This window comes from Blautia sp. AF19-13LB (genome assembly GCF_003479105.1).
Classification (GTDB): Bacteria; Bacillota; Clostridia; order Lachnospirales; family Lachnospiraceae; genus Fusicatenibacter; species Fusicatenibacter saccharivorans.
Genome location: NZ_QUGO01000003.1, coordinates 244,988 through 268,059 on the forward strand (window position 1 = coordinate 244,988; position 23,072 = coordinate 268,059).

Sequence of the window (23,072 nt, forward strand, 5' to 3'; positions counted from 1 at the left end):
TTGGTCAGCTGACGGAAACCGTTCTCGGCGATTCCCATGCAGTGCAGGCCGTACTCATCAAGGATCTCTTTCAATTTTTCGCCTGCCTCGCCGTCCAGTTTTGCATCCGCATCTTCTACGGAATCAAACAGGAACGGAAGGGATACGACGTTAAATCTCGGATCAAATGCAGAGTAAATCAGGTTGCTGTGCATTGAAATCTGTACCGGATCTCCATCGATCAGTGCCTGGATACCTTCGGACTGGTTTCCGTTGGTCAGCTGGTCTGCGGCATATACGTTGACTTTGATCTTGCCGCCGGTTGCTTTTTCGATCAGCTCACCGAACTTCCGGCCGCCTTCTGCCCAGGTACTGGTTTCTGTCGTGGAGCAGGTGAAGTTCCAGGTCTGCTCCGGCCAGTCGAGATCGCTTCTGTCTTCTACATCGTAGGTGCTTGCAGAAGATGTATCTTTCTTTGTAAAGGCTTCAATCAGATCTTTGGCATCGTCATAGCCCTGGCTTTCCAGTTCGTTCTGATACCAGGCATCTACACCGTCTACCGCCTGTTTAAAGGAATCGATGTCCATATCTTCGTATTTTGTGATCTTGACACCGTTCTCGTTCTGCCAGCGGTTCATGATCTCATCGTCACCGGCACGGTTGATCGCACGTTCGTAATCGACGGCTTTCTGTCCGGCCTCATCGACAACTTTCTGCTGCTCCGGGGTCAGATTGTTATAGATGTCTCCGTTAATGCAGAAGAACAGGCAGTCATAAATTGCATTCCACATGGAGCAGTACGGCTGTACTTCCTGTACGCTGGCTGCATCGATAGCCGGAAGCGGATTCTCCTGGCCTTCTACGGTTTTCTGCTGCAGGGCGGTGTAGGTCTCAGACCAGTTCATGTTGGTCGCATCGGCACCCCAGCGTTTGTAGCACTCCATCAGCAGGTTACTTCCTGCTACACGGATTTTCAGGTTCTTCATATCATCGACGGTTTTTACTTCCTGCTTGCTGTTGGTCAGCTGACGGAAACCGTTCTCGGCGATTCCCATGCAGTGCAGGCCGTACTCATCGAGGATTGCTTTTAATTTTTCGCCTGCCTCGCCGTCCAGTTTGGCATCCGCATCTTCTACGGAATCAAACAGGAACGGAAGAGATACGACGTTAAATCTCGGGTCAAATGCAGAGTAAATCAGGTTGCTGTGCATCGAAATCTGTACCGGATCTCCGTTCATCAGTGCCTGGATTCCCTCGGACTGGTTTCCGTTGGTCAGCTGGTCTGCAGCGTATACATTGACTTTGATCTTGCCGCCGGTTGCTTTTTCCATGAGCTCGCCGAACTTGCGTCCGCCTTCTGCCCAGGTACTGTTCTCGGTGGTGGAGCAGGTAAAGTTCCAGGTCTGCTCTTCCCATCCAAGGTCACTGTAATCAGCGATATCATTGTAATCCTCATTGCCGGAGGAATTTCCTGCTGTGCTGCCATCCGCACCATCGCCACTGGAAGTATCGGAATTCGTTGCTGCAGCTACCGTTCCGGTATAAGCTCCGTCTTTTGCCAGTGCTTTTGGAAGGAACGTGGAAATCTGCGGAACATACGTAATCAGAAGCAGAACTGCTACCGATGCTGCGATCATTGGCATAACGGCTTTGGAAATCTGCTGAATGGTAACTTCCATTCCTTTTTTCAGTTTTACGGAAATGGCGACAAACAGGTTGACACCGACCGGCGGAGTTACCTGTCCGATGGCCAGGTTGACCGTTGCCACGATACCGAATGCTATCAGGTCATAGCCAAGGGCTTTGCAGACCGGAAGCATAATCGGGATGAAAATATACATGGCAGAGTTTGCATCGATAAAGCATCCTGCAATCAGGAAAATGATATTGACAATCAGAAGGAATACAAACTGGTTATGAGCAACGCTTCCAAGAAGATCCGACGCTGCCTGCGCAATACCAAACTTTGTGCAGACAAAGGAGAACAGAGAAGCACTTGCGACGATCAGCATAATTCCACCGGTTGTTTTGGCAGAATCTACCATCAGATCCCACAGGTCTTTCAGTTTGATCTCTTTATAAATAAAGATTCCGACAAACAGACCGTATACAACGGAAACGGCAGCTGCCTCGGTCGGGGTGAAAATACTTCCATAGATACCGCCAAGGATGATGACCGGCATTAAGAATCCCCAGAAAGCATCTTTAAAAGCATCCCATCTTTCTTTGGCTGTTGCTTTTTTCTGGGTCGGCTGAATGTTGTGTTTCTTTGCCTCCAGAAGAACAACGATGACAAGGGCCACACCCATCAGAATACCAGGAACGATACCTGCTGTGAACATATCGGCGATGGATACGCCTGTGATGGATGCATAAACAACGAATGCAATACTCGGCGGTATGACGATCGCAATCGAACTTGACGTCGCCATCAGGGCCGTGGAAAACGGAGCAGAAAATCCGCCTCGCTCAATCATGGCAGGGATCAGAACCATACCAAGTGCTGCTACGGTTGCCGGACCGGAACCGGAAATCGCGCCAAAGAAGCAGGCTACGATAACGCATACGATCGCGATACCGCCCTTTTTATGGCCGACGCAGGTGTCGACGAAACGAATCAGTCGTTTGGAAATGCCCGCTTTTGCCATAATGTTTCCGGACAGTACAAAGAACGGAATGGCAAGGAGCAAAAATTTACTGATACCGGAATACATATTGGTTGCTACGATGGTCAGGGATGTACCGGAGTACAGGATCGCGCAGATCGAAGACAGACCAAGGCAGATGCCAATCGGGATACCAAGGATCAGAAAAACAAAGAATGAAAGAAAAAGAATTGCACTGATCATTTTTTCTGTCCCTCCTCTTTTGCTTTTACGAATGTATCCATCAGATATTCGATCATGTGCAGCGTCATGCAGGCTGCGCCGATCGGTACGAAAGACCAGAAAACCCATTCCGGCCAGTTTAAAACGAACGTTCTCTTTCCGTTGGCAAGCTGGGTCAGTACCTTGTCCATGCCGTATTTAAACAGAACTACGGTAAAGGCAACACTAAATGCTGTGTTGACAACCAGCAGGATTCTTCTCGCCTTCGCAGAAAGACGGTCCGGCAGCAAAGAAAGATTGACCAGTTCTCCGTCACGGGCAGCAAGCGCTGCTGCGAGAAGTGTAATCAGGACAAATACCGCAACGACAAGCTCTTCGGTAAATGACCAGGACTGATGCAGTACCTTACGGGAAAGAACGTTTCCCACCGTAAGCACAACAATCAGGATCGTGGACAGCACGAGAACCAGTTTCTCAACAAACGCCAGTCCATTCATGATTTTTTTGTACACTTTCATATGTTTCCTCCCTTTTCCCGCTGTCAGGTACAATGTTCCAGCAGGATCTATTCTTTGCCAGGCTGTATTACCGGGGTGAATTTGCAGCTGACAAACAAAAAAATCCGCCCCTCAACGAGGGACGGAACTGTTCTTTTCCCGCAACCACCCTTGTCTCTTCTTTGAAACAAGCACGAATACAACGCACAAGCATACGCGGTTTCTGTAACGGGAAACTCCCGTGAAAACCTACTGGAATTCCGGCACATAGTACGATACACGGCCGATTCGTTGGGCTTTCCTTCTCCAAGATGATTTTCAATCCAGATTCGTTGCTGTCTCGCACCTTTCCGGCAGCTCTCTGAAAACGATTTGTCTGCATTTACTTTTTCTTTTCTCAGAATTTGCTTTTACACGACTGGAGCAATTTTAACGCGATTTTTGTTGATTGTCAAGAATTGGCTGGAAAAATTTGTCGATTTTTTGAAAAACCGCATTTTTTTCGGTTTCGGACCTTTTTCTTGCATCTTTTCCATATCTTTTATATAATAATCTGCGGTATCCGAAATATGCAGCCTGATTTTTCATCTCGATCTTCCAACATCAGTCCTGCTTATTCATGAAAGGATGATTTTTATGATAAAAAAACTGATTTCCTTTTTTCAAAAAGATGCAGTGCTTACCGTCTCTTTTTTTCTTGCAGTGCTTTCCTGCTTTTTCTGTCCTCCCGGTCCACAGTATCTTGGCTATCTGGATTTTCATACTCTGATCCTGCTGTTCTGTCTGATGCTGATTGTCGCGGGCCTGCGGGAATGTGGCGTATTTGACTGGCTTGGCACCAGTCTTCTCCGGCATGTAAACTCAGAACGGATGGTTGCTCTGCTTCTGATTTCCCTGTGCTTTTTCTGCAGCATGCTGATTACCAATGATGTCGCTCTGATTACCTTTGTTCCGTTTGGCATTCTGCTTCTGCGAATGTGCCATATGGAGCAGAAAAAAATACTTCTTGTCACCTTTATGACCATGGCTGCAAACCTTGGCAGTATGTTTACTCCTATCGGCAATCCGCAGAATCTTTATCTGTATTCGCTTTCCGGACTTTCCCTTTTGCAGTTTCTGCTTATGATGCTGCCTTATACTCTGGGTGCTGCAGTTCTTTTTCTGATCTGCATTTTTCTGTTTTTCTCCGGAAAAAAAATTTCCGTTTCCCTGGGGAAAAAAGCGATTACTCATCCGCGGCAAATCGCAGTTTTTGCAGCTCTTTTTTTCTGCTGTATTCTTACGGTTGCCAAACTTCTCCCGCATAGTATTCTGCTTCTGATCACGATTGCCGGGATCTGCCTGGTGAACCGCAGCCTTTACCGCAGAGCAGACTACTCTCTTTTGTTCACTTTTGTGTTTTTCTTTCTTTTTATTGGAAACATGAAACAAATGGCAGCGCTTCGTATTTATCTGGAACAGATGATTACCGGACACGAACGGCTTCTTTCCGTCCTCACAAGCCAGATCATCAGCAATGTTCCTGCCGCCATGCTGCTTTCCGGATATACAAAAGAAATCCCGGAACTGATTGTAGGAACCAACCTCGGCGGCCTCGGGACTTTAATTGCATCTATGGCAAGCCTGATCTCCTATCGCCAGATTACGGCCGCAGACGCTTCCTGCCGCAAAAAATATATCCTGATTTTTACTGTTTTCAATCTTGTTTTTCTTGCTATTTTGTATCAGATACGCTAAAATAAAAAGAAGATCCGGCTGTACGGGTCTTTTTTCACGGCATTTTATACCGTCTCATGATTACTGTACTTAGCATTTTATATTGAAAAAGAAAGGGTTTCATTTATGAAGATAGATCTCAGAAACGTTCCGGATGCCGAGGTTTCCGGTATTGATCTTGCAAATGTTGACATTACTGTTCCGGCGCCGGAGACAGAACCGCAGCGTCAGTATTACTTTATGGCACTTTTAAAACAGCAGCTCGTACCGGAGCGTGCAAAACAAAACGGAAAAGAGTATCTGACTGCCTGCATCACAACCTTCGGCTGCCAGATGAACGCCCGCGATTCCGAAAAACTGGAGGGAATTCTGGAAACCGTCGGCTACCACATTGTGGAGACCGAAGATGCCGATTTTGTTGTTTACAACACCTGTACCGTCCGTGAAAACGCAAATCTGCGTGTCTACGGTCGTCTTGGACAGCTTGGCAAGTACAAAAAGAAAAATCCGGGCATGATTATTTCCCTCTGCGGATGCATGATGCAGGAGCCGCTTGTTGTCGAAAAACTCAAAAAAAGCTACCATTTCGTCAACCTGATTTTTGGAACGCATAATATCTACCGCTTTGCCGAGTATCTTGTCCGGTGCATGACAGAGGACCGCATGGTGATTGATATCTGGAAAGATACCGACAAAATCGTGGAAAATCTCCCGGTTGACCGCAAATATCCGTTCAAGTCGGGTGTTAATATTATGTTCGGCTGCAATAACTTCTGCAGCTACTGTATCGTACCGTATGTGCGCGGCCGCGAACGCAGCCGGAAGCCGGAGGAAATCATCGCAGAGATCAAACGCCTCGTTGCAGACGGCGTTGTTGAAATCATGCTGCTTGGTCAGAATGTCAATTCCTACGGAAAGAATCTCGAGGAGCCGATGACGTTTGCACAGCTTCTGCGCAAGGCAAATCAGATTGAAGGGCTGAAACGCATCCGTTTCATGACCTCACATCCAAAGGATCTCTCGGAAGAACTGATCGATGCAATGCACGACTGCGAGAAGGTCTGCCTCCATCTTCATCTTCCGCTCCAGTCCGGAAGCAGCCGTATCTTAAAACTGATGAACCGCCGTTATACCAAAGAGCAGTATCTCGACCTGGTAGACCGAATCCGCGCAAAAGTGCCGGATATTTCTCTGACAACAGATATTATCGTTGGTTTCCCTGGTGAGACCGAAGAAGATTTTCTGGAAACACTGGATGTGGTCCGCCGCGTTCGTTACGACAGCGCGTTTACCTTCCAGTATTCCAGAAGAACCGGAACACCGGCAGCTGCCATGGAAGACCAGATCCCGGCGGATGTTGTAAAAGACCGTTTTGACCGTCTTCTTGCCGAGGTTCAGGAAATTTCCCGCGAGGTAACCGCAAGACATCTTCATACCGTACAGGAAGTTCTGGTGGAAAGTATCAATGAGCAGGACGCTTCTCTTGTCACCGGCCGTATGAGCAACAATACGCTGGTTCATTTCCCGGGAGATGCTTCGATGATCGGAACGCTGCAGAACGTTTCCCTGGACGAATGCCGCGGCTTCTACTATATGGGAACGCTTGTTTAACCAAAAGACCCTGCCCGCACAGTTTTTCAGTCTTTGAAAAGACTATGTTACAAAGCTGTGCAGGCAGGGTTTTTATATATAACTTCTCCTTTTATCCTCTCACATCTGGAGTTTTCCCGGAGAGCCGCCTCTGATAAAAAAAGTAGGTAATCATAAGCATAACTCCAGCTCCGACCCATGCGGAAATTTCTGCGAATGCCACTCCGCGGAACGCAAGGCGCGGTGCTAAAAGCAGCACAACCATGACGCGCATGGCAACCTCCACAATCCCGGACACCATCGGCAGAACTGTTTTTCCCATTCCCTGGCAGGCGTTTCGGAAGACAAACAGCCAGCCAAGGGCGAACAGGGCAACTCCGGTAACCGGCAGAAAGATACAGGTATAGGAAATGACTGTCGCATCATTCAGCATCAGGGATGCCAGAAACTTCGGGCAGAAAATTTCCAGTGCTGCAAAAGGAAGATTGACAAGGACAGAAAGCACGACACCTGCCCTGACTCCCTGTTTGATCCGGTCGTATTTTCCGGCTCCATAATTTTGTCCTGTAAAAGTCAGAAGTGCAAGTCCAAGTGTTATACCCGGCTGCTCGAACAGACCGCACACCTTCATACATGCAGCATAAGCTGCGACATAAGCCGTTCCCATCTGATTGACAAAAACCTGAAGGACCATACCGCCCACCGCAGTTACAGAATTCATCACAGCTACCGGCAGGCCTTTTCCAACGAGTGCGCCAAGAAGTACACCATCTGCCCTCCAGTCTGTTTTCCGCGGAAGCAGTTCTGCGGCGCGCCGGATATATACCAGACAGTAAAGGGCAGAAACCACCTGCGCCAGAACCGTTGCAAGCGCCGCTCCAAACACGCCCATGCCAAACGGAAATACAAATAGAAGATCCAGCACAATATTGACCACCGACGAAACGATCATAGAAGCCAGCGGCACTTTACTGTTTCCGACGGACCGGAGCAGCGTCATGGCAAAGTTATTAAAAATGGTAACGGTACTGCCCGCCAGAATGGTTCCAAAATAAACCAGAGTGTCTGTCATCATATCCTCCGGTGTCTGGAGAAAGACAAACAGACGGCGCATCCAAAACAGACTGCCCACCGTAATTACAATTCCAATGGCAAGGCAGATATAAACCGACATCGCAATTTCTTTCCGCAGTTTTTCGATATCATTCGCTCCAAAGGAGTGGGAAATACAGATCCCAAGTCCTCCGGTAAGCCCCATGGCAAAGCCGAGAATCAAAAAATGTACCGAACTGGTATTTCCAACCGCTGCCAGGGCCACATCTCCGATCCCCTTTCCAACGACCATGGAATCCACAAAGCTGTAAAGCTGCTGAAAAAGATTTCCGATCAGAATCGGCAGGAAAAACTGAAAAATCAGCTTCATGCTGTTGCCCTGCGTCATATCATTTGTTGTTTTTTGCATGATGATAATCTTGTAACCTTTCCTTTCTTCATTCCTTCTTGCAAATCATATAAAATCACTATATACTAAAAGAAGTTTGTTTCCATCCACAGTCAGTATGGAACATCCACTACGAACGAAAAGTGAGACATCTATGAATAACTTATATGAATATATCGACCCCATCGCCTCTCCTTATGAGGCTTTTCTTTTTGACAGCACGCGGGACTCCCTTCCGATTCCTGCTCACTGGCACTATTATGTAGAACTTCTCTACGTTCTGAAAGGAGAAATTGAGGTTTCCCTTGATAATGTGACATCCATCGGAACGGAAGGATCCGTGATCCTTTTTCCGCCCAAATGCGTTCATTCCATCGCGCTTGCAAAAGGGTCTGTTCCGGTGCAGTATGATGTGATTAAATTTGACCCCAATCTTCTGCCCACCTGCAAGACGGATGAGCTGGATCTGCGTTCGATTCTGCACGGCCTCCACACGTTCCGCTGCCCCTGTATTTTTTCTCCGGAGCAGGTACGGAAAATGGACCTTTTTCCTCTTTTTTCGGATATTCTTAAGGAATACCGGGATAAAGAGCTTGGCTATTCCATGATTCTTACAGCGGATCTTCGGAAAATCATCAGCCGTTTTGTACGGAATTGGCAGAAAAGCGGGACTTCTTTTCCGTCTCCCGGCGTGCATCCTTCCTACGAAATCAGTTTTGACCTGATTTCCGAATACATTGATTCCCATTATTTTGAAGAACTGACCGTAGAGAAACTTGCCGCCATGTGCAACATGTCGCACTCCACATTTTCCATGAATTTTTACCGCCGCTACAATATGACCTGCAAAGAATATATTACGGCAACCAGAATCAATGCGGCAGAAAACATGCTGCTTTTTTCCAGTCACGATGTTTCTTTTATTGCCAGAGAAGTCGGCTATCCGGACTGCAGCTATTTCATCCGGTGTTATAAAAAAATAAAAGGAATCACACCGAAACAGGCCAGAAAAATGCAGGCAGAAAAAAATAAATAACGTTATTTTGCAGAAAAGGGCACGCATTCATTTTGCGTGCCCTTTTTCCATGCCTTATCGTTCTGCTGTCTCGTATACGCTTCGTACGCGGTATGCGCCCGATACGCCGGTTCCCTTGGCGGTAAAGTCTGCGGTCGGCAGAATACGGAAGGTCTTTGTTCCTGCTTCCATATCAACGAAGTTATCGTCCAGGCGAAGCACACCGTTTTCGGTCTCTACGCTGACAGATTTTGCGAAGTTCTCTGCCGTTACAGTTACGGTATCGCCGTCTACCGATACAGAAAGTTTCGGATCTGCGAAATGGTAATGCTTCGGTGCACAGAACAGCGTCGATCCGGAAGATACGACGTTTCCATCGACAACCAGCTCATACGTCAGATGAACTTCCAGCGGATCCTGACCGTTGAAATCAAGATGCGGCATCCACTGTCCGCCGTAGGCCGGTGCGTTGACCTCGAAGGTTCCCTCTTTGACTACGGAAGAATCCGGACGGCGCAGAGACCATTTTACGGTTCCAACAATCGGCTCACCCGTCTCATTCGCAACGTGAAGGTCTGCACTGACATCGATTGGATGCGGCAGGGTGTTGACAAACGGTTTCTGATCGATCTCTCCATGCTCCTCACAGGAAAGCAGAATCGGTGCGAACATCTTCTTCTCTGCGTACTGCAGGGCTTTCCAGTTTCCGTAGTAATCGACGCTTGCCCAGGATGCTACCGGCCAGATATCGTTCAGCTGCCATACAACAGCACCCATGCAGGTACCACGGAAGCGGCGGAAATGCTCTACGCCGTAACGGATGGCATCTGCCTGAAGAAGCTGTGAGCAGTAAAGAAGCTCATCGAAATTCTTCGGATACAGATAGGTCTGTGAGATATAGTTCAGGATCTTTCCGTTGGCAGCCGTATTTCTCTGGTGCATTTCCATGACGCGTGAGAAGATGTTGCGGTCGCCGTCTTCCGTAAACCGTTTTACAGTCTGCAGGGACGGGAAGGACTGGAATCCGAACTCGGACAGGAAACGGTAATGGTGGGAACGATAAGCGGTAAACGGCTCGCTTCCGTGCCATACGCCCCAGTAATGGGTATCGCCGACATTTTCCGCATTGCTGTTTTCGTAATTTCCACCTGAAGACGGGGATGACGGCCAGTAGAATTTCTCCGGATCCTCTTCTTTGACGATTTTCGGAATGATGTACTCATACAGATGGATATAATCGTAATACTGTTTCTTGGATTTCGGCCATGCCAGCATTTCATACTGTGTCTCCATCTCATTGTTTCCGCACCACAGAGCAATGCTTGCATGAGAACGAAGTCTGCGTACATTCTGACGGATTTCTGTGGAGATATTCTCCTCAAAATGATCTGACAGCTCATAGGAAGCGCAGGCAAACATGAAGTCATGCCAGATCAGAAGTCCTCTCTCATCGCAGACATCATAGAAGAAGTCATCGAGGAAGTATCCGCCGCCCCATATACGCAGGGAATTGAAGTTTGCTTCCTGTGCAGATTTTAACAGCAGATCGGTACGTTCTCTCGTCTGGCGGGTTAAAATATTATCCTCCGGAATGTAATCCGCGCCCATCGCGAAAATCTGCAGTCCGTTGATTTCATATGCAAAGTTGCGGCCTTTTACCGTCTTTGCTGCTTTATCGGTGATAATTACTTTCTTCTCACCGTTTGTCATAACCATGTTGTCGCCGTCGTCGTAATCTGGTGCCTGTCCGGTCATGTGCTCATCATAAACTTCATCTTCCATCGGATCGGTATTGACCGTGATGGTGCGAAGACCCATTTTTTTCTCCCAGGTATCCAGGGTATCCTCTGCAACAAGCGCTACCTTTACCTGATACAGTGCCTGTGCGCCGTAACCGTTCGGCCACCACAGCTCCGGATTTTCTACGGTAAGAGAAGCCTGTACATGGTTGCTGCGAAGCTCACACGTAAGACCAGTCAGATTCTTTGCCGGTGCTGAATGGGTCAGCGGATCGATGCTGCCGCTTTCTGCGGTCAGAACGGTTTTTCCATCCGGAGAAGTAACCGTCATGACAATTTTTACATTTCCGTTGGTAACTCCCGGCATCCACTCGATCTCAGCATCTGCCGTCAGGCGAACAGAATCAACAACGTTTCCGTGAACCGTTTTTCCGGTTACGTGATGCTCCTGGCCTACAAATACCTGCGCCAGACGGGCTGTTTTTACTGCGAGAACGGAAGCTTCACGGAACAGTCCTGCATCTGGAAGACGCGGGCCCCAGTCCCAGCCGTACATGCACGCTGCTTTACGGATATGCGGGAATCCCGGCATTGCATCGGAGGATCCGCCAACCGGGCATTTTGTATCTTCTTCCGCAATGAATTTGGTCGGGGAATGCAGAATCACTTTTACCTGATATACGGTATCGGCTGCATCACCTGCAACAAGATCGGTAATATCGTACTCCCAGACACGGTTCATGTTGTCTGCGGAGCCGATTTTCTCTCCGTTCAAATAAACATCCGCGATCGTATCAATTCCGTCGAAATGTAAAAACAGGCGGTCCGCTTTTCTGTCTTCCTCTCCGATCACGATTTCTGTCTCGTATGCGAAATCGTTCTCCATCAGTTTCAGTGCGTCGAGTTCATTGTCACGATAAAACGGATCCGGGATCAGACCTTTTTCCAGAAGTGTGCCGTAAACGGTAGACGGAACCTTTGTCTCAATTGGAGTCTCCGGAATATCGTAAACATTTTTTCCAAGGACCGTTAAGGTCCAGTTGTCTTTCAGACATATTGTATGCATTACAGTATGTCCCCCTTTCTTACATAGTTTCTGCTTCTTCGCGTAGTTTCACCACGCTTTTTCCTTCTTCCTATCTTACTTCTTTTGTACAGAAAATGGTACAAAAAAGCTCTTGAAAAATAGGAAAAATCTCCAAATGCACAAAAATTTTCGCAAAAACAGGAAAACAGTGAGACAAATTCTCAATCATCACTTTGACAGATTTGGAAAATGTGATAGAATAAAAACGTTGGCATCCCATTTAAAAATGTCGACATTATTTTTCGAAAAGAAAGATGAGGAAAAAACTATGATACCAGAAAGATTAGCTGCTCTCCGCGAAAAAATGAGAGCATACGGCGTGGACGCTTATCTGGTTCCGACCGCCGATTATCATGAATCCGAATATGTAGGAACTTACTTTAAAGCAAGAACGTATATTACCGGTTTTACCGGTTCTGCCGGAACTGCTGTGATTACGCAGGACGAAGCGTGCCTCTGGACCGATGGCCGCTACTTCGTACAGGCAGCCAAAGAACTTGCCGGAACCGGCGTTACCTTAATGAAAATGGGCCAGGAAGGCGTTCCGACGGTAGAGGAATACCTGGCGGCAAATACAAAAGAGGGCATGACCATTGGTTTTGACGGCCGCGTTGTCAATGAAATGCTCGGCGAAGCACTGGAGAAAACACTTCCGGAGCGTTTTCTTTCCTATCGAAGCGACCTGATCGGTGAGATCTGGTCGGACCGCCCGGCACTTTCCGCAGAACCCGTGTGGATCCTTGATGCAAAATATACCGGTGAATCCGCTGCGGAGCGTCTTGCAAAAGTACGCGAAAAGATGAAAGAGAACGGTGCCGAAGTGCATATTCTGACTGCACTGGATGATATCGCCTGGATGCTGAATATCCGTGGAAACGATATTCCATGCAACCCGGTTGTTCTCTCCTATCTCGTACTGACAGAAACCGAGAGTCATCTGTTCATTCAGGAAGAAACCTTAAATGAGAAAGTAAAACAGTATCTTGCTGATCTTGGCATTTCCCTTCATCCATACGATGCTGTTTATGATTTTGTTTCCGGCATCACAGGAAAAACCATTCTTCTGGAAAAAGCCAAAGTCAACTACACGATCTGCCAGAGTGTCATGGGCAGCAATACGATTGTCAATGTCATGAACCCGGCTTCTTCTTTAAAAGCAGTCAAAACACCGGTTGAGATGGAAAACATCCGAAAAGCCCACATCAAAGACGGCGTTGCCGTTACCCGTTTCGTATACTGGTTAAAGAAGAATATCGGTAAGATCCCAATGGATGAGGTTTCCGTTGCTGAAAAACTGGAATCCTTCCGGAAGGAGCAGGAAGGCTTTATTGAGCCAAGTTTCGGAACGATTTCCGCTTACGGCCCGAATGCTGCTATGTGCCATTATCAGGCAACGAAAGACAATTTCTCTGTTCTGCAGCCAAAAGGCATGTACCTAGTGGACTCCGGCGGACAGTATTATGAGGGAACGACCGATATTACCAGAACAATCGTAGTTGGACCGCTGACCGAGGAAGAAAAAGAACATTTCACCATCACTGCGATGGGAACCCTTCGTCTTGGAAATGCAAAATTCCTCCACGGCTGCATCGGTATCAACCTTGATTACCTTGCAAGACAGGCATTCTGGGAGAGAGGTCTTGACTTCAATCACGGAACCGGCCACGGTGTCGGTTATCTTTTAAATGTACATGAGCGTCCAAACGGTTTCCGCTGGAAAATGGTTCCGGAGCGGATGGAAAACGCCGTTCTTGAGGAGGGCATGCTTACTTCCGATGAACCGGGTATCTATATCGAAGGAAGCCACGGCATCCGTACTGAGAACCTGATGCTCTGCCGCAAAGCAGAAAAGAACATGTACGGCCAGTTCATGTGCTTTGAGTTCGTTACCATGGTTCCGATCGATCTTGACGGTATTGACACACAGTATATGACCGAAAAAGATGTGGAACTGCTGAACAACTACCACAAAGAAGTATATGAAAAGATTTCTCCTTATCTAGAAGGAGACGAAAAAGAGTGGCTGAAAGAAGCCACCCGCCCGATTTCCAAATAAGATGCAAAAACGCTGTTCTGTGTTTTGATGATACAGAACAGCGTTTTTTATTATAATACTTTCGATAAAAACTCTTTGAGCCGGGGATGCTGCGGATTTGCGAAGAACTCCTGCGGCGTATTCTCCTCCTGAATATTTCCCTCGTTGATAAAGATCACGCGGGTTGCCACTTCTCTTGCAAAACCCATTTCATGCGTTACGACAACCATCGTCATGCCTGATTCAGCAAGTTCCTTCATAATTTCAAGAACCTCCCCTACCATTTCCGGGTCGAGTGCGGAGGTCGGCTCGTCAAACAGCATGACATCCGGGTTCATCGCAAGGGCGCGTGCAATGGCGATTCGCTGTTTCTGACCGCCGGAAAGGCTTCCCGGGTAAGCATCTGCTTTATCCGGCAGTCCAACGCGGTTTAAGAGCTCCAACGCTTTTTTCGCTGCTTCTTCCGGTGTCATCAGCTTTAATGTCACCGGGGCGAGCATGATATTTTCCTTGACGGTTTTATGCGGAAACAGGTTGAACTGCTGAAATACCATTCCAATTCTCTGTCGTACATGGTCGATATCGGTTTCCGGCGCCGTGATGTCAACGCCCTCGAAATAAATTTTTCCGCCGGTTGGAATTTCCAGACGGTTTAAGGAACGCAGAAAGGTCGATTTTCCGGAACCGGAAGGACCGATGACAGCGACAACCTCTCCCTGATGGATCTCTGTACTGATCCCGTCCAGAACCTTATTATCCTCGAAGCTCTTCTGCAGATTTTCAACTTTGATTAATACTTTTTCATTAGTGGTCACTCTTACGCAGTCTCCTTTCCAGTTTTCCCATGAAATAGGTCAGAATCATAACAAGAATCAGATAAAAAATCGCTGCGGAAAGAAGCGGAACCAGTGCATCGTACGTACGGCTCTGTACCAGGGTCGCTGCCTTTGTAATATCAATGGTTCCGATATAGCCGATGATGGCAGTCTCTTTTAACAGCACGATCATCTCATTAATCAGCGCCGGAAGAACATTTTTAAACGCCTGCGGAATGATGATGAGACGCATGGTCTGTGCAGAATTTAAGCCAAGGCTTCGTCCTGCTTCCGTCTGTCCTTTGTCCACAGACATAATTCCGGAACGGAAAATCTCAGCAACGTATGCACCGGAATTGATACCAAATGCGATTCCGCCGATCACGATATTGTTCAGGTTTACGGTTGCAAAAATAACCGAATAGAAAAACAGGATCTGAATCATGGACGGCGTTCCGCGGATGATCGTCAGATAGACGCGCGCAACGATGTTCAGAAGTTTTAATTTACCGGTCTGCTCGTGTGTCGAGCGGATCAGTGCGATAAGAAGTCCGAGCACAACACCGATGCACAGCGCAAGCACCGTGACAAGCAGTGTCGTCTTCAGACCGGTCAGCCACCATTCTGTAGCACCATTGTCTACAAAGTAGCGGTTGAACTGATGATGTAAATTTTCCATATGACACATCTCTCCTTTGTGTTTTTAACTGCGGGATCTGCAACCGGCAGTTTCCTTACAGCGCAATCGAAAAACGAACGGCCGCGCCTTTTGTCTGGCGGACAGCCGCTCGTTTCTATCCCCTGATTCCAGATTGCCCCGTACTTCGTACTCTCGCAGTCCTTATCACTATGTTATTACTTTCTGACGATGACAACCTGTGTTGCATCTGCATAAGTATCCGTGAAATCAACGCTTTCTTCCCGTTCTGGAGTAACGGTCATTCCGGCTGCGCCGAAGTCTGCTTTTCCACTGTTGACAGATGCAAGGATGGTTTCAAATGACATATCCTCGATTTTCAGCTCATAACCAAGCTTGTCGCAGATTGCCTTGGAAATGTCGGCATCGATACCAACGATATCATTTCCCTCTTTGTACTCCCACGGCTCGAACTCAGCGTTGGTTGCCATGGTAAGCGTTCCGTTGGAACGGTCCACGTCTGCCGGGGACTCATACGGATGCTGGCCGACTTCATCACCAATGTAGTTGCTCATGATCTCATCAAGAGTTCCGTCCTCTTTCAGCTCTGCCAATGCAGTGTTGAACTCGTCTCTTAACTCATTTCCTTTTTTGAAGCACATCGCGTACTCTTCGGTATCAAAAATGCCTTCTACAATTTTCAGATCATCGTTTGCTGCAACGAATTTTTCTGCCGGCAGGGAATCGATGACAACACAGTCAATCTTTCCGTTTTTCAGTGCCTGAATAGCATCGGCGCCTTTGTTGTAACGCTGCATCTGGGAATCTGCATTAACGGCATCGCTCGCCTGAGAATCACCTGTTGTTCCGGTCTGTACACCAATCTTCAGATCTGCCAGATCCTCTACGGATGTTACTTCTACTTTCTTTGCGGTAGATGCAGAACTTCCGCAGCCTGCCATCGAAACAGCAAACAAAACGGACATTGCAAGTGCTGTTGCTTTTTTTGCAAAATTCATTTTCATAATAATCTCCTTCTCTCCTCATGTAATGTATATTTATTCACTTTCCCTTATTATAACAGCATCTTTCTGAAATGCAAGGAAAAACGGAAAAAAAGCAACAGAAATACAAAAGACAGCCCGGGGGTTCTTCCATGGCTGTCTTTCCGTTTTTGTATTCAGTCCGTATTTTTTCCGTCTGCTGCTGTGCAGCGCAGGATCCGCTGAATGCTCTTTTCCGATAAAGCATATTCCTCTGAGAGTTCGGAAACTCTGCTTCCGTTTTGATGTTTCTCGCAAATTTCCCGGCACCGGATGCTCCTTTGCCCATTCCTAGGCTTCCACACTGCTCCCGAAGAGCTTTAAGGCTTCCATCCCTTCCAGTCCCTCTGTATTTGTTCGTCGTCTACACAAATGATGTTCATCTGGTATCTCTCCTGCCTTGTCCTGTTCTAATTGCTTTTCATCCATTCTTCATAAATGGAGGCACTGTATCCCTGTTTCTTTTTACTCTGATACATTGCCCGGTCCGCCTTTCTGTACAGCTGGTCAAAAGAAACTTCTTCCGATGCCTCGCAGAAACAGGCACCCAGGCTGATTTCTATCTGCTTCCCCTTCATTTCCGCAATCGTAATCTGGCTGATGTTATAAAAAAGTCTTTCGAAAAATCTCTCTGCCGCCGCTTTCTCCCGCATTTCCGGCATAAAGACTGCAAACTCGTCACCCCCGAGGCGCAGAACTACGTCCTTGTCCCGGCAGGATTTCTGCATCGTCTCTGCAACGGCGATAATAACCTTATCCCCTGTCGAGTGTCCATACGTATCGTTGATTGTTTTGAATTTGTCACAATCAATCAGGCAAAGCAGACCTCCTGTTTTTTCCTGCAGCAGATGGGAAATCTGTCTTTCCCCGCTTCCACGGTTATACAATCCCGTCATAAGATCCGTCTGTGCCAGATAAATCAAGCGGTTCTCACGTTTTTTCTCTTCTTCGATACACTCAATACAAAACAGCACATGCAGAAGCCTTCCATTTTCATCGTAATCAACAGGAATGAATCTGCTCCGGCACCAGCCTGTTTTTTTATCGATAAATTCGTGTATGATACTGTTTTTTCCGGCGAGCCGCTCTTCCAGCGTATTGAGATCGATAAATGCAGCAGTTTCTTCCAGTTGTGATTCCATGCACATTTTCTCTGCCATGCACTTCGCATGCCCGCCAAAATCGTCTATGATCTCATATTCCCCCATTTGGGCTGCACTCTGCGATGTTGTCTTTACAATATGATATTTCTGCGTCTGCACATTAATATAAAAATTGCTGCAAGGGCAATCCATTCAGCAAGATCTATCACATTCAAACCAGATAGTTACTCACATACACAATACCTCTTTCCAGACTCCCCGGACCTCCGCGGAATGCCCACGCTGCGGCATCACTCGCCAGAAGAACGGCACAGGAAAGCTGCATCAGAAGCATCCGGTATTTTTTCTTTTTCTGATCCATATCCCTGCTCAAAACCATACAGAGGGCCGCAATATTTGTTTTGTCCTTCCTAAAACAGCAAAAGAAAACCCTCTCATACCGCCTTTCTCTGCGTATATGAGAGGGTTCCTGTTCTTACGCCTGTCCCAGTACGTGGTCGGAAATTCTTCCGTAGACGGAGATCAGGTAGAGGCCGCAGATGCCGACAACCGCGTAGATGATGCGGCTCAGCCACGTCATGTTTCCGAAGATCAGGGCGACGAGGTCGAGACGGAAGAATCCGATCAAGCCCCAGTTGACGGCTCCGATGATTGCAACGGTGAGTGCGGTGTAATCCAGTCCTTTCATGTAAAGAAACCTCCTTTTTCCGGATTTTGTATCGTCTTTTTATCTCTTCCGGTTTCTTTATAAAGAATTTCCCAAAAGGAGGCAGATTATGCATTTTCTTTGATTTTTCGGGCAGAAAAATGGAGACCATTTCCAGGCCTCCATTCGTGCAATTTTGTTTTCTTTATTCAGACAGCAGCTTCTGCAGCAGCTCTCCTGCTGCTGCCGGGTTGGCTTTACCTTTCATTTCTTTCATGACCTGGCCGACCAGAAATCCGAGGACTTTTGTCTTTCCGGATTTGTACTGCTCTACCGGGCCAGGGTTGTTTTCCAGAACTTTTCTCGTGGTTTCTTCCAGAAGGCCGGTGTCGTTTACGGTTTTCAGTCCGTGCTCCTCGACGTATGCTTCCGGATCGACATCCTCTGCAAAGATCTGCTCAAATACCTCTTTTGCCACCTGGTTATTGACCGATCCGGCTTCTGCCAGTTCGATCAGGGATGCCAGATGCTTTGGTGAAAACTGCAGATCCTCCGGCTCCTGGCCGTTCTCCTTTAAGAGACGTAAGGTCTCGCCCATCAGCCAGTTTGCCACTTTTTTCGGTTTGCCGCAGAGCGCCGTCGTCTCCTCAAAGAGATCGGACAGCTTCTTGGAACCGGTCAGAATGCCCGCATCGTACTGCGGCAGTCCGTACTGCTCCACGTAGCGTGCCTGTTTTTCCGGCTGGAATTCCGGCATGGATTTCACAATGCGGTCGATCCACTCGTCGGAAATGTGCACCGGCGGCAGATCCGGGTCCGGGAAGTAGCGGTAATCCTTCGCATCCTCTTTCGAACGCATCGCGTAGGAATACTCTTTGTTGTCGTCCCAGCGGCGGGTCTCCTGGACAACGGCTTTTCCTTCCTCGATCAGCTCGATCTGTCTTGCACGCTCTCCCTCGATCGCTCTTCCGATTGCCTTAAAGGAGTTCAGGTTCTTCATTTCGGTACGTGTTCCGAATTTCTCACTTCCAACCTCACGGACCGAAAGGTTGACATCGGCACGCATCGAGCCCTCCTGCAGTTTGCAGTCGGATGCGCCGAGATACTGAATCATCATACGCAGTTTTTCCAGATAAGCGATAACCTCTTCCGCAGAGCGCATATCCGGCTCGGATACAATCTCGATCAGCGGAACGCCGCTTCGGTTGTAGTCGACGAGTGAGCAATCCTCCCACTCATCGTGGATCAGCTTTCCGGCATCCTCCTCCATGTGGATCTCATGAATGCCGATTTTCTTCTTTCCCGCTGCGGTGTCAATCTCGACATATCCATCGTGGCAGATCGGCAGATACAGCTGGGAAATCTGATAGTTCTGCGGGTTGTCCGGGTAGAAATAGTTCTTCCGGTCGAATTTGCAGAGCTGGTTGATTTTGCAGTTTGCAGCCAGTCCGACGCGCAGGGCGTAATCGACAACCTTCTTATTTAATACCGGAAGGGATCCCGGCATACCGGTGCAGACCGGGCAGGTGTGGGTGTTCGGCGCACCGCCGAATGCGGTAGAGCAGCCGCAAAAAATTTTTGTTCTCGTCGCAAGCTCCACATGTACTTCAAGTCCGATGACGGTTTCATACTGTTTTGACATTGTTTTGCTTCCTCCTTACCATTTTTCTGGCTGCCCGAATGCACCGCGTGCCTGCTCATAGGTGTATGCTGCACGGAACAGTTTTTTCTCTGAGAAACAGTCTCCGATAAGCTGCATGCCGATCGGAAGCCCCTTGTCATCCATGCCGCACGGAACGGTGATGCCCGGAAGGCCGGCGAGGTTGACCGATACGGTGTAAATGTCGCCCAGATACATCTGTAAAGGATCCGAAAGCGAATCGCCAAGACGCGGTGCGGTCGATGGTGCTGCCGGGCTTAAAATCATATCGTATTTTTCAAATGCGCGGTCAAACTCTTTTTTAATCAGGGCTTTCGTGCGCAGTGCTTTCAGATAATACGCATCGTAGTAACCGGAGCTTAAGACGAAGCTTCCCAGCATAATCCGTCGTTTCACCTCCGGACCGAAGCCCTCAGAACGGCTCTTCTTATACATATCGTGGAGTCCTTCGTACTCTTTGGCACGGAAGCCGTATTTCACGCCGTCGAAGCGTTCCAGGTTGGAGCTTGCCTCAGCGGATGCAATAACGTAGTAAGCCGGAATGGCATAATCAATGAGGTCGAGATCGAAATACTCTACTTCTGCTCCGCGTGCCTTCAGGACATCGGCAGCTTTTAAAATGGATTCCTTCACCTGCGGATCCAGGCCTTCGCCGAAGCAGCTGTTCGGAATACCGATTTTCAGATCGGAGACATCTTCTTTTAAAGCGCTCATGAAATCGTAATCGTCGCGTTTCATCGATGTCGCATCTTTTGCATCATACGAAGCGACCGTCTGCAGCAGTGCTGCACAGTCTGTCACATCCTTTGCGACCGGTCCGATCTGGTCAAGGGAGGAACCATAAGCGATCAGTCCGTAACGGGAAACGGTGCCGTACGTCGGTTTCATGCCGGTTACGCCGCAGAAGGAACTCGGCTGACGGATCGATCCGCCGGTATCGGAGCCAAGTGCCATCGGTACTTCTCCTGCTGCAACGGCTGCGCAGGAACCGCCGGAGGAACCGCCTGGAACGTGTTCGGTGTTCCATGGATTTTTCGTCACGCCGTACGCGGAAGTCTCTGTCGTACTTCCCATCGCAAACTCATCCATGTTTGTCTTTCCGATGATAACGGCTCCCGCCTCTTCGAGCCGTGTGATAACCTCTGCATCGTACGTCGGAACAAAGTTCTGCAGGATCTTTGACGCACACGTCGTCGCAAGACCTTTCGTACAGATGTTGTCCTTGACCGCAATCGGAACGCCGGCCAGCGGACCGGTGAGCTCTCCTGCGTCAATTTTCTTCTGCACTTCTGCCGCGCGTGCTCTTGCACCCTTTTCATCCACAAGAAGGAATGCGTGAATTGATTCTTCCGATGCTTTGACTGCCGCAAGAGACGCTTCTACAGCGTCCGCTACAGTGATCTTTCCTTCTTTGATTGCGGCAGAAAGCTGTACTGCTGTCATATCTTTGATTTCCATATCAATCTCCTCCTGCTATTCTACCGTTTTCGGAACCTTGTACTGGCCCTCTTTGACTTCCGGTGCATTGGTAAGCATTGCATCGCGGTCGTCGCCATTGGTTACTTCATCCTCGCGGAATACATTTCCCATCTCGAAAATGTGGGTCATCGGCTCGACCTTGCTGGTGTCGAGCTCGTTTAATTTATCTACATAATCCAGCATCTTCTGCATATCCTGCCGTGCGGATTCTTTTTCCTCATCCTTTAATTCCAGCTTTGCCAGGATGCCGACATATTCCATCGTTTCATCTGAAATCACATTTGCCATTTCACTCATTCTCCTTTTTCATTTTCCAGCAGGATCCGCTTACGGCTCCAGTCTTGTAAGATCACGCGGGAACAGCGTTGTCTCGCGGACGTTGTCCTCACCGATCAGCTTCATGGTTAGACGCTCCAGACCGATGCCAAGACCTCCGTGCGGCGGCATACCGTGTTTGAAAGCACTTAAATACTGCTCCATGCCCTCTTCTGTCATGCCGCGGGCTGCGATCTTTTCAGAGAGCATCTTGTAATCGTGGATACGCTGGCCTCCGGTTGTAATCTCCAGACCGTGGAACAGCAGGTCGAAGCTCTTTGTGTATCTCTTATCCTCCGGGTCGTCCATCGCATAGAACGGTCTCTTTTTCGACGGATATTCGGTGACGAATACGAAGTCTGCATCGTACTCCTCTTTGAAATACTGGCCGATCAGAAGCTCCTCCTCTGGCTCAAGGTCGAACGGGTTGCGGATCTTTCGGTTGTATTTCTCGGCTACCAGCTCTTTCGCTTTCGTGAACGGTACAGTTGGGATTTCTTCTGTCTTTGGAAGCATAACTTTCAGGATCTCCAGCTCTTTTGCGTAATCCTCTTTAAGAAGCTCCACCATGTACTGTAAAAATCCGGTTTCCATTGCCATGATGTCGGTGTAATCCTCGATGTAGCCCATCTCAAAGTCAAGGCTGGTATACTCGTTCAGATGACGTTTCGTGTTGTGTTTCTCTGCACGGAAAACCGGTCCGACTTCAAAGACACGGTCAAACACGCCGACAAGCATCTGTTTGTAGAACTGCGGGCTCTGTGCCAGGACAGCCGGGCGGTGGAAATATTCCAACTTGAAGATGTTTGCGCCGCCTTCAGCGCCTTTCGCGCCGATCTTCGGTGTATGGATTTCGGTGAATCCCTGGGAATGAAGGAAATCACGGAACGCCCGTACCACGCCTTCCTGGATGCGGAATTTTGCACGCTCTCTGACGTTTCGAAGAGCGATCGGCCGCATGTTCAGCATTGCTTCAAGGGAGGTGTTCATTTTCCATTTGTTGACTGCGAGCGGCATTGGCTCGGTCGGCTCGGAAAGAACGGTGATGGTCTGCAGCCTGACTTCGACGCCGCCCGGTGCGCGGTCCTCTTTTTTGACCGTTCCGGTTACGGCAACTGCCGATTCCTCTTTCAGATCTTTCAGCGGGAAGTCAACACTTCCTTCTTCGTACACACACTGAACGAGTCCCTCGCTCTTTCTTAAGATGACAAAGGCAACCTCGCCCATGTCACGGATGATGTGTACGGCTCCTTCGAGTTTTACTTCTGTGCCTTCCGGTATCTCCAGCAGAGTTTTTACGGAGATGTCTTCTTTTTTCTTTACGCCTGTCATAAATTCCATGTCTTGTTCTCCTCTCTTTCTCGCCTGTCCCGGATTGCTTTTTCAAATAAAAAAGTCCCGGAACAGTTTTTTAACTACTGTTCCGGGACGGGATATTTTATGTTCC

The 23,072-nt window shown here is 48.2% G+C and carries 18 protein-coding genes and 1 other annotated feature; of the genes, 4 read left to right on the top strand and 14 right to left on the bottom strand.

Going from position 1 to position 23,072, the window contains the following annotated elements; all coding sequences use genetic code 11:
• Together DWX32_RS04870 and DWX32_RS04875 are read right to left on the bottom strand one after the other, a co-directional pair.
• The coding region (locus DWX32_RS04870; RefSeq protein WP_243037556.1) for a TRAP transporter large permease subunit at positions 1-2,828 on the bottom strand (2,828 nt) is incomplete at its 3' end.
• Positions 2,825-3,325 (bottom strand): TRAP transporter small permease, encoded by a 501-nt coding sequence (locus tag DWX32_RS04875; protein WP_118594487.1) that lies wholly within the window; start codon positions 3,323-3,325, stop codon positions 2,825-2,827. The genes DWX32_RS04875 and DWX32_RS04870, both read right to left, overlap by 4 nt.
• Positions 3,326-3,439: 114 nt before the next feature.
• Positions 3,440-3,712, bottom strand: a binding site (T-box leader).
• 228 nt (positions 3,713-3,940) lie between these two features.
• Between DWX32_RS04875 and DWX32_RS04880 the strand changes: the two genes are divergently transcribed.
• On the top strand, positions 3,941-5,041 hold the full coding sequence (locus tag DWX32_RS04880; protein ID WP_055266017.1) for an SLC13 family permease: 1,101 nt from the start codon (positions 3,941-3,943) through the stop codon (positions 5,039-5,041).
• Positions 5,042-5,146: 105 nt separating this feature from the next.
• Positions 5,147-6,631 (top strand): tRNA (N6-isopentenyl adenosine(37)-C2)-methylthiotransferase MiaB, encoded by a 1,485-nt coding sequence (gene miaB, locus DWX32_RS04885; RefSeq protein WP_118659346.1) that lies wholly within the window; start codon positions 5,147-5,149, stop codon positions 6,629-6,631.
• Between the two features lie 91 nt (positions 6,632-6,722).
• On the opposite strand, the gene DWX32_RS04890 is transcribed toward miaB, so the two are convergent.
• Positions 6,723-8,072: an MATE family efflux transporter gene (locus DWX32_RS04890; protein WP_117802303.1), complete on the bottom strand. Its 1,350-nt coding sequence runs from the start codon at positions 8,070-8,072 to the stop codon at positions 6,723-6,725.
• A 133-nt stretch (positions 8,073-8,205) separates the two neighbouring features.
• Between DWX32_RS04890 and DWX32_RS04895 the strand changes: the two genes are divergently transcribed.
• Positions 8,206-9,087 (top strand): AraC family transcriptional regulator, encoded by an 882-nt coding sequence (locus tag DWX32_RS04895; protein ID WP_158565949.1) that lies wholly within the window; start codon positions 8,206-8,208, stop codon positions 9,085-9,087.
• Between the two features lie 54 nt (positions 9,088-9,141).
• On the opposite strand, the gene DWX32_RS04900 is transcribed toward DWX32_RS04895, so the two are convergent.
• A complete protein-coding gene (locus DWX32_RS04900; RefSeq protein WP_118594490.1) occupies positions 9,142-11,871 on the bottom strand; it encodes a beta-mannosidase in 2,730 nt (909 codons plus the stop codon).
• Positions 11,872-12,160: 289 nt separating this feature from the next.
• Here DWX32_RS04900 and DWX32_RS04905 point away from each other — a divergent pair, with 289 nt between their 5' ends.
• Positions 12,161-13,948 carry an aminopeptidase P family protein gene (locus DWX32_RS04905; RefSeq protein ID WP_117805378.1) on the top strand — a complete coding sequence of 596 codons (1,788 nt, stop codon included), beginning with the start codon at positions 12,161-12,163 and terminating at the stop codon, positions 13,946-13,948.
• A gap of 50 nt (positions 13,949-13,998) precedes the next feature.
• On the opposite strand, the gene DWX32_RS04910 is transcribed toward DWX32_RS04905, so the two are convergent.
• The 10 genes from DWX32_RS04910 to aspS form a co-directional block, all read right to left on the bottom strand.
• Positions 13,999-14,742, bottom strand: a complete 744-nt coding sequence (locus DWX32_RS04910; RefSeq protein ID WP_118594491.1) for an amino acid ABC transporter ATP-binding protein — start codon at positions 14,740-14,742, stop codon at positions 13,999-14,001.
• On the bottom strand, positions 14,732-15,421 hold the full coding sequence (locus tag DWX32_RS04915; protein WP_117762276.1) for an amino acid ABC transporter permease: 690 nt from the start codon (positions 15,419-15,421) through the stop codon (positions 14,732-14,734). Before DWX32_RS04915 ends, DWX32_RS04910 begins: the two co-directional genes overlap by 11 nt.
• A 176-nt stretch (positions 15,422-15,597) precedes the next feature.
• Entirely contained in the window at positions 15,598-16,404 is an 807-nt protein-coding gene (locus tag DWX32_RS04920) for a transporter substrate-binding domain-containing protein (protein WP_117762277.1), read from the bottom strand.
• Between the two features lie 428 nt (positions 16,405-16,832).
• A complete protein-coding gene (locus DWX32_RS04930) occupies positions 16,833-17,630 on the bottom strand; it encodes a GGDEF domain-containing protein (protein WP_243037557.1) in 798 nt (265 codons plus the stop codon).
• Between the two features lie 106 nt (positions 17,631-17,736).
• Positions 17,737-17,886, bottom strand: a complete 150-nt coding sequence (locus DWX32_RS19510) for a hypothetical protein (protein WP_158578723.1) — start codon at positions 17,884-17,886, stop codon at positions 17,737-17,739.
• A gap of 114 nt (positions 17,887-18,000) precedes the next feature.
• Positions 18,001-18,213: a DUF378 domain-containing protein gene (locus DWX32_RS04935; RefSeq protein ID WP_055228257.1), complete on the bottom strand. Its 213-nt coding sequence runs from the start codon at positions 18,211-18,213 to the stop codon at positions 18,001-18,003.
• A 163-nt stretch (positions 18,214-18,376) separates the two neighbouring features.
• Positions 18,377-19,813, bottom strand: a complete 1,437-nt coding sequence (gene gatB / locus DWX32_RS04940; protein WP_055228256.1) for an Asp-tRNA(Asn)/Glu-tRNA(Gln) amidotransferase subunit GatB — start codon at positions 19,811-19,813, stop codon at positions 18,377-18,379.
• A 15-nt stretch (positions 19,814-19,828) separates the two neighbouring features.
• The gene (gene gatA / locus DWX32_RS04945) at positions 19,829-21,289 is read right to left on the bottom strand and encodes an Asp-tRNA(Asn)/Glu-tRNA(Gln) amidotransferase subunit GatA (protein WP_117805348.1); all 1,461 of its coding nucleotides are present in this window, start codon (positions 21,287-21,289) and stop codon (positions 19,829-19,831) included.
• A gap of 15 nt (positions 21,290-21,304) precedes the next feature.
• Positions 21,305-21,598 carry an Asp-tRNA(Asn)/Glu-tRNA(Gln) amidotransferase subunit GatC gene (gene gatC, locus DWX32_RS04950; protein WP_055228254.1) on the bottom strand — a complete coding sequence of 98 codons (294 nt, stop codon included), beginning with the start codon at positions 21,596-21,598 and terminating at the stop codon, positions 21,305-21,307.
• A 39-nt stretch (positions 21,599-21,637) separates the two neighbouring features.
• Complete coding sequence (gene aspS, locus DWX32_RS04955) at positions 21,638-22,966, bottom strand: aspartate--tRNA(Asn) ligase (RefSeq protein WP_118594493.1); 1,329 nt, start codon at positions 22,964-22,966, stop codon at positions 21,638-21,640.
• Between the last annotated feature and the right edge of the window lie 106 nt (positions 22,967-23,072).

Bases quoted from the DNA above. Each gene is read 5' to 3' on its own strand.
- DWX32_RS04875 (WP_118594487.1), bottom strand. From the start codon at position 3,325: ATGAAAGTGTACAAAAAAATCATGAATGGACTGGCGTTTGTTGAGAAA.
- DWX32_RS04880 (WP_055266017.1), top strand. From the start codon at position 3,941: ATGATAAAAAAACTGATTTCCTTTTTTCAAAAAGATGCAGTGCTTACC.
- miaB (WP_118659346.1), top strand. From the start codon at position 5,147: ATGAAGATAGATCTCAGAAACGTTCCGGATGCCGAGGTTTCCGGTATT.
- DWX32_RS04890 (WP_117802303.1), bottom strand. From the start codon at position 8,072: ATGCAAAAAACAACAAATGATATGACGCAGGGCAACAGCATGAAGCTG.
- DWX32_RS04895 (WP_158565949.1), top strand. From the start codon at position 8,206: ATGAATAACTTATATGAATATATCGACCCCATCGCCTCTCCTTATGAG.
- DWX32_RS04900 (WP_118594490.1), bottom strand. From the start codon at position 11,871: ATGCATACAATATGTCTGAAAGACAACTGGACCTTAACGGTCCTTGGA.
- DWX32_RS04905 (WP_117805378.1), top strand. From the start codon at position 12,161: ATGATACCAGAAAGATTAGCTGCTCTCCGCGAAAAAATGAGAGCATAC.
- DWX32_RS04915 (WP_117762276.1), bottom strand. From the start codon at position 15,421: ATGGAAAATTTACATCATCAGTTCAACCGCTACTTTGTAGACAATGGT.
- DWX32_RS04920 (WP_117762277.1), bottom strand. From the start codon at position 16,404: ATGAAAATGAATTTTGCAAAAAAAGCAACAGCACTTGCAATGTCCGTT.
- DWX32_RS04930 (WP_243037557.1), bottom strand. From the start codon at position 17,630: ATGGGGGAATATGAGATCATAGACGATTTTGGCGGGCATGCGAAGTGC.
- DWX32_RS19510 (WP_158578723.1), bottom strand. From the start codon at position 17,886: ATGGATCAGAAAAAGAAAAAATACCGGATGCTTCTGATGCAGCTTTCC.
- DWX32_RS04935 (WP_055228257.1), bottom strand. From the start codon at position 18,213: ATGAAAGGACTGGATTACACCGCACTCACCGTTGCAATCATCGGAGCC.
- gatB (WP_055228256.1), bottom strand. From the start codon at position 19,813: ATGTCAAAACAGTATGAAACCGTCATCGGACTTGAAGTACATGTGGAG.
- gatA (WP_117805348.1), bottom strand. From the start codon at position 21,289: ATGGAAATCAAAGATATGACAGCAGTACAGCTTTCTGCCGCAATCAAA.
- gatC (WP_055228254.1), bottom strand. From the start codon at position 21,598: ATGGCAAATGTGATTTCAGATGAAACGATGGAATATGTCGGCATCCTG.
- aspS (WP_118594493.1), bottom strand. From the start codon at position 22,966: ATGGAATTTATGACAGGCGTAAAGAAAAAAGAAGACATCTCCGTAAAA.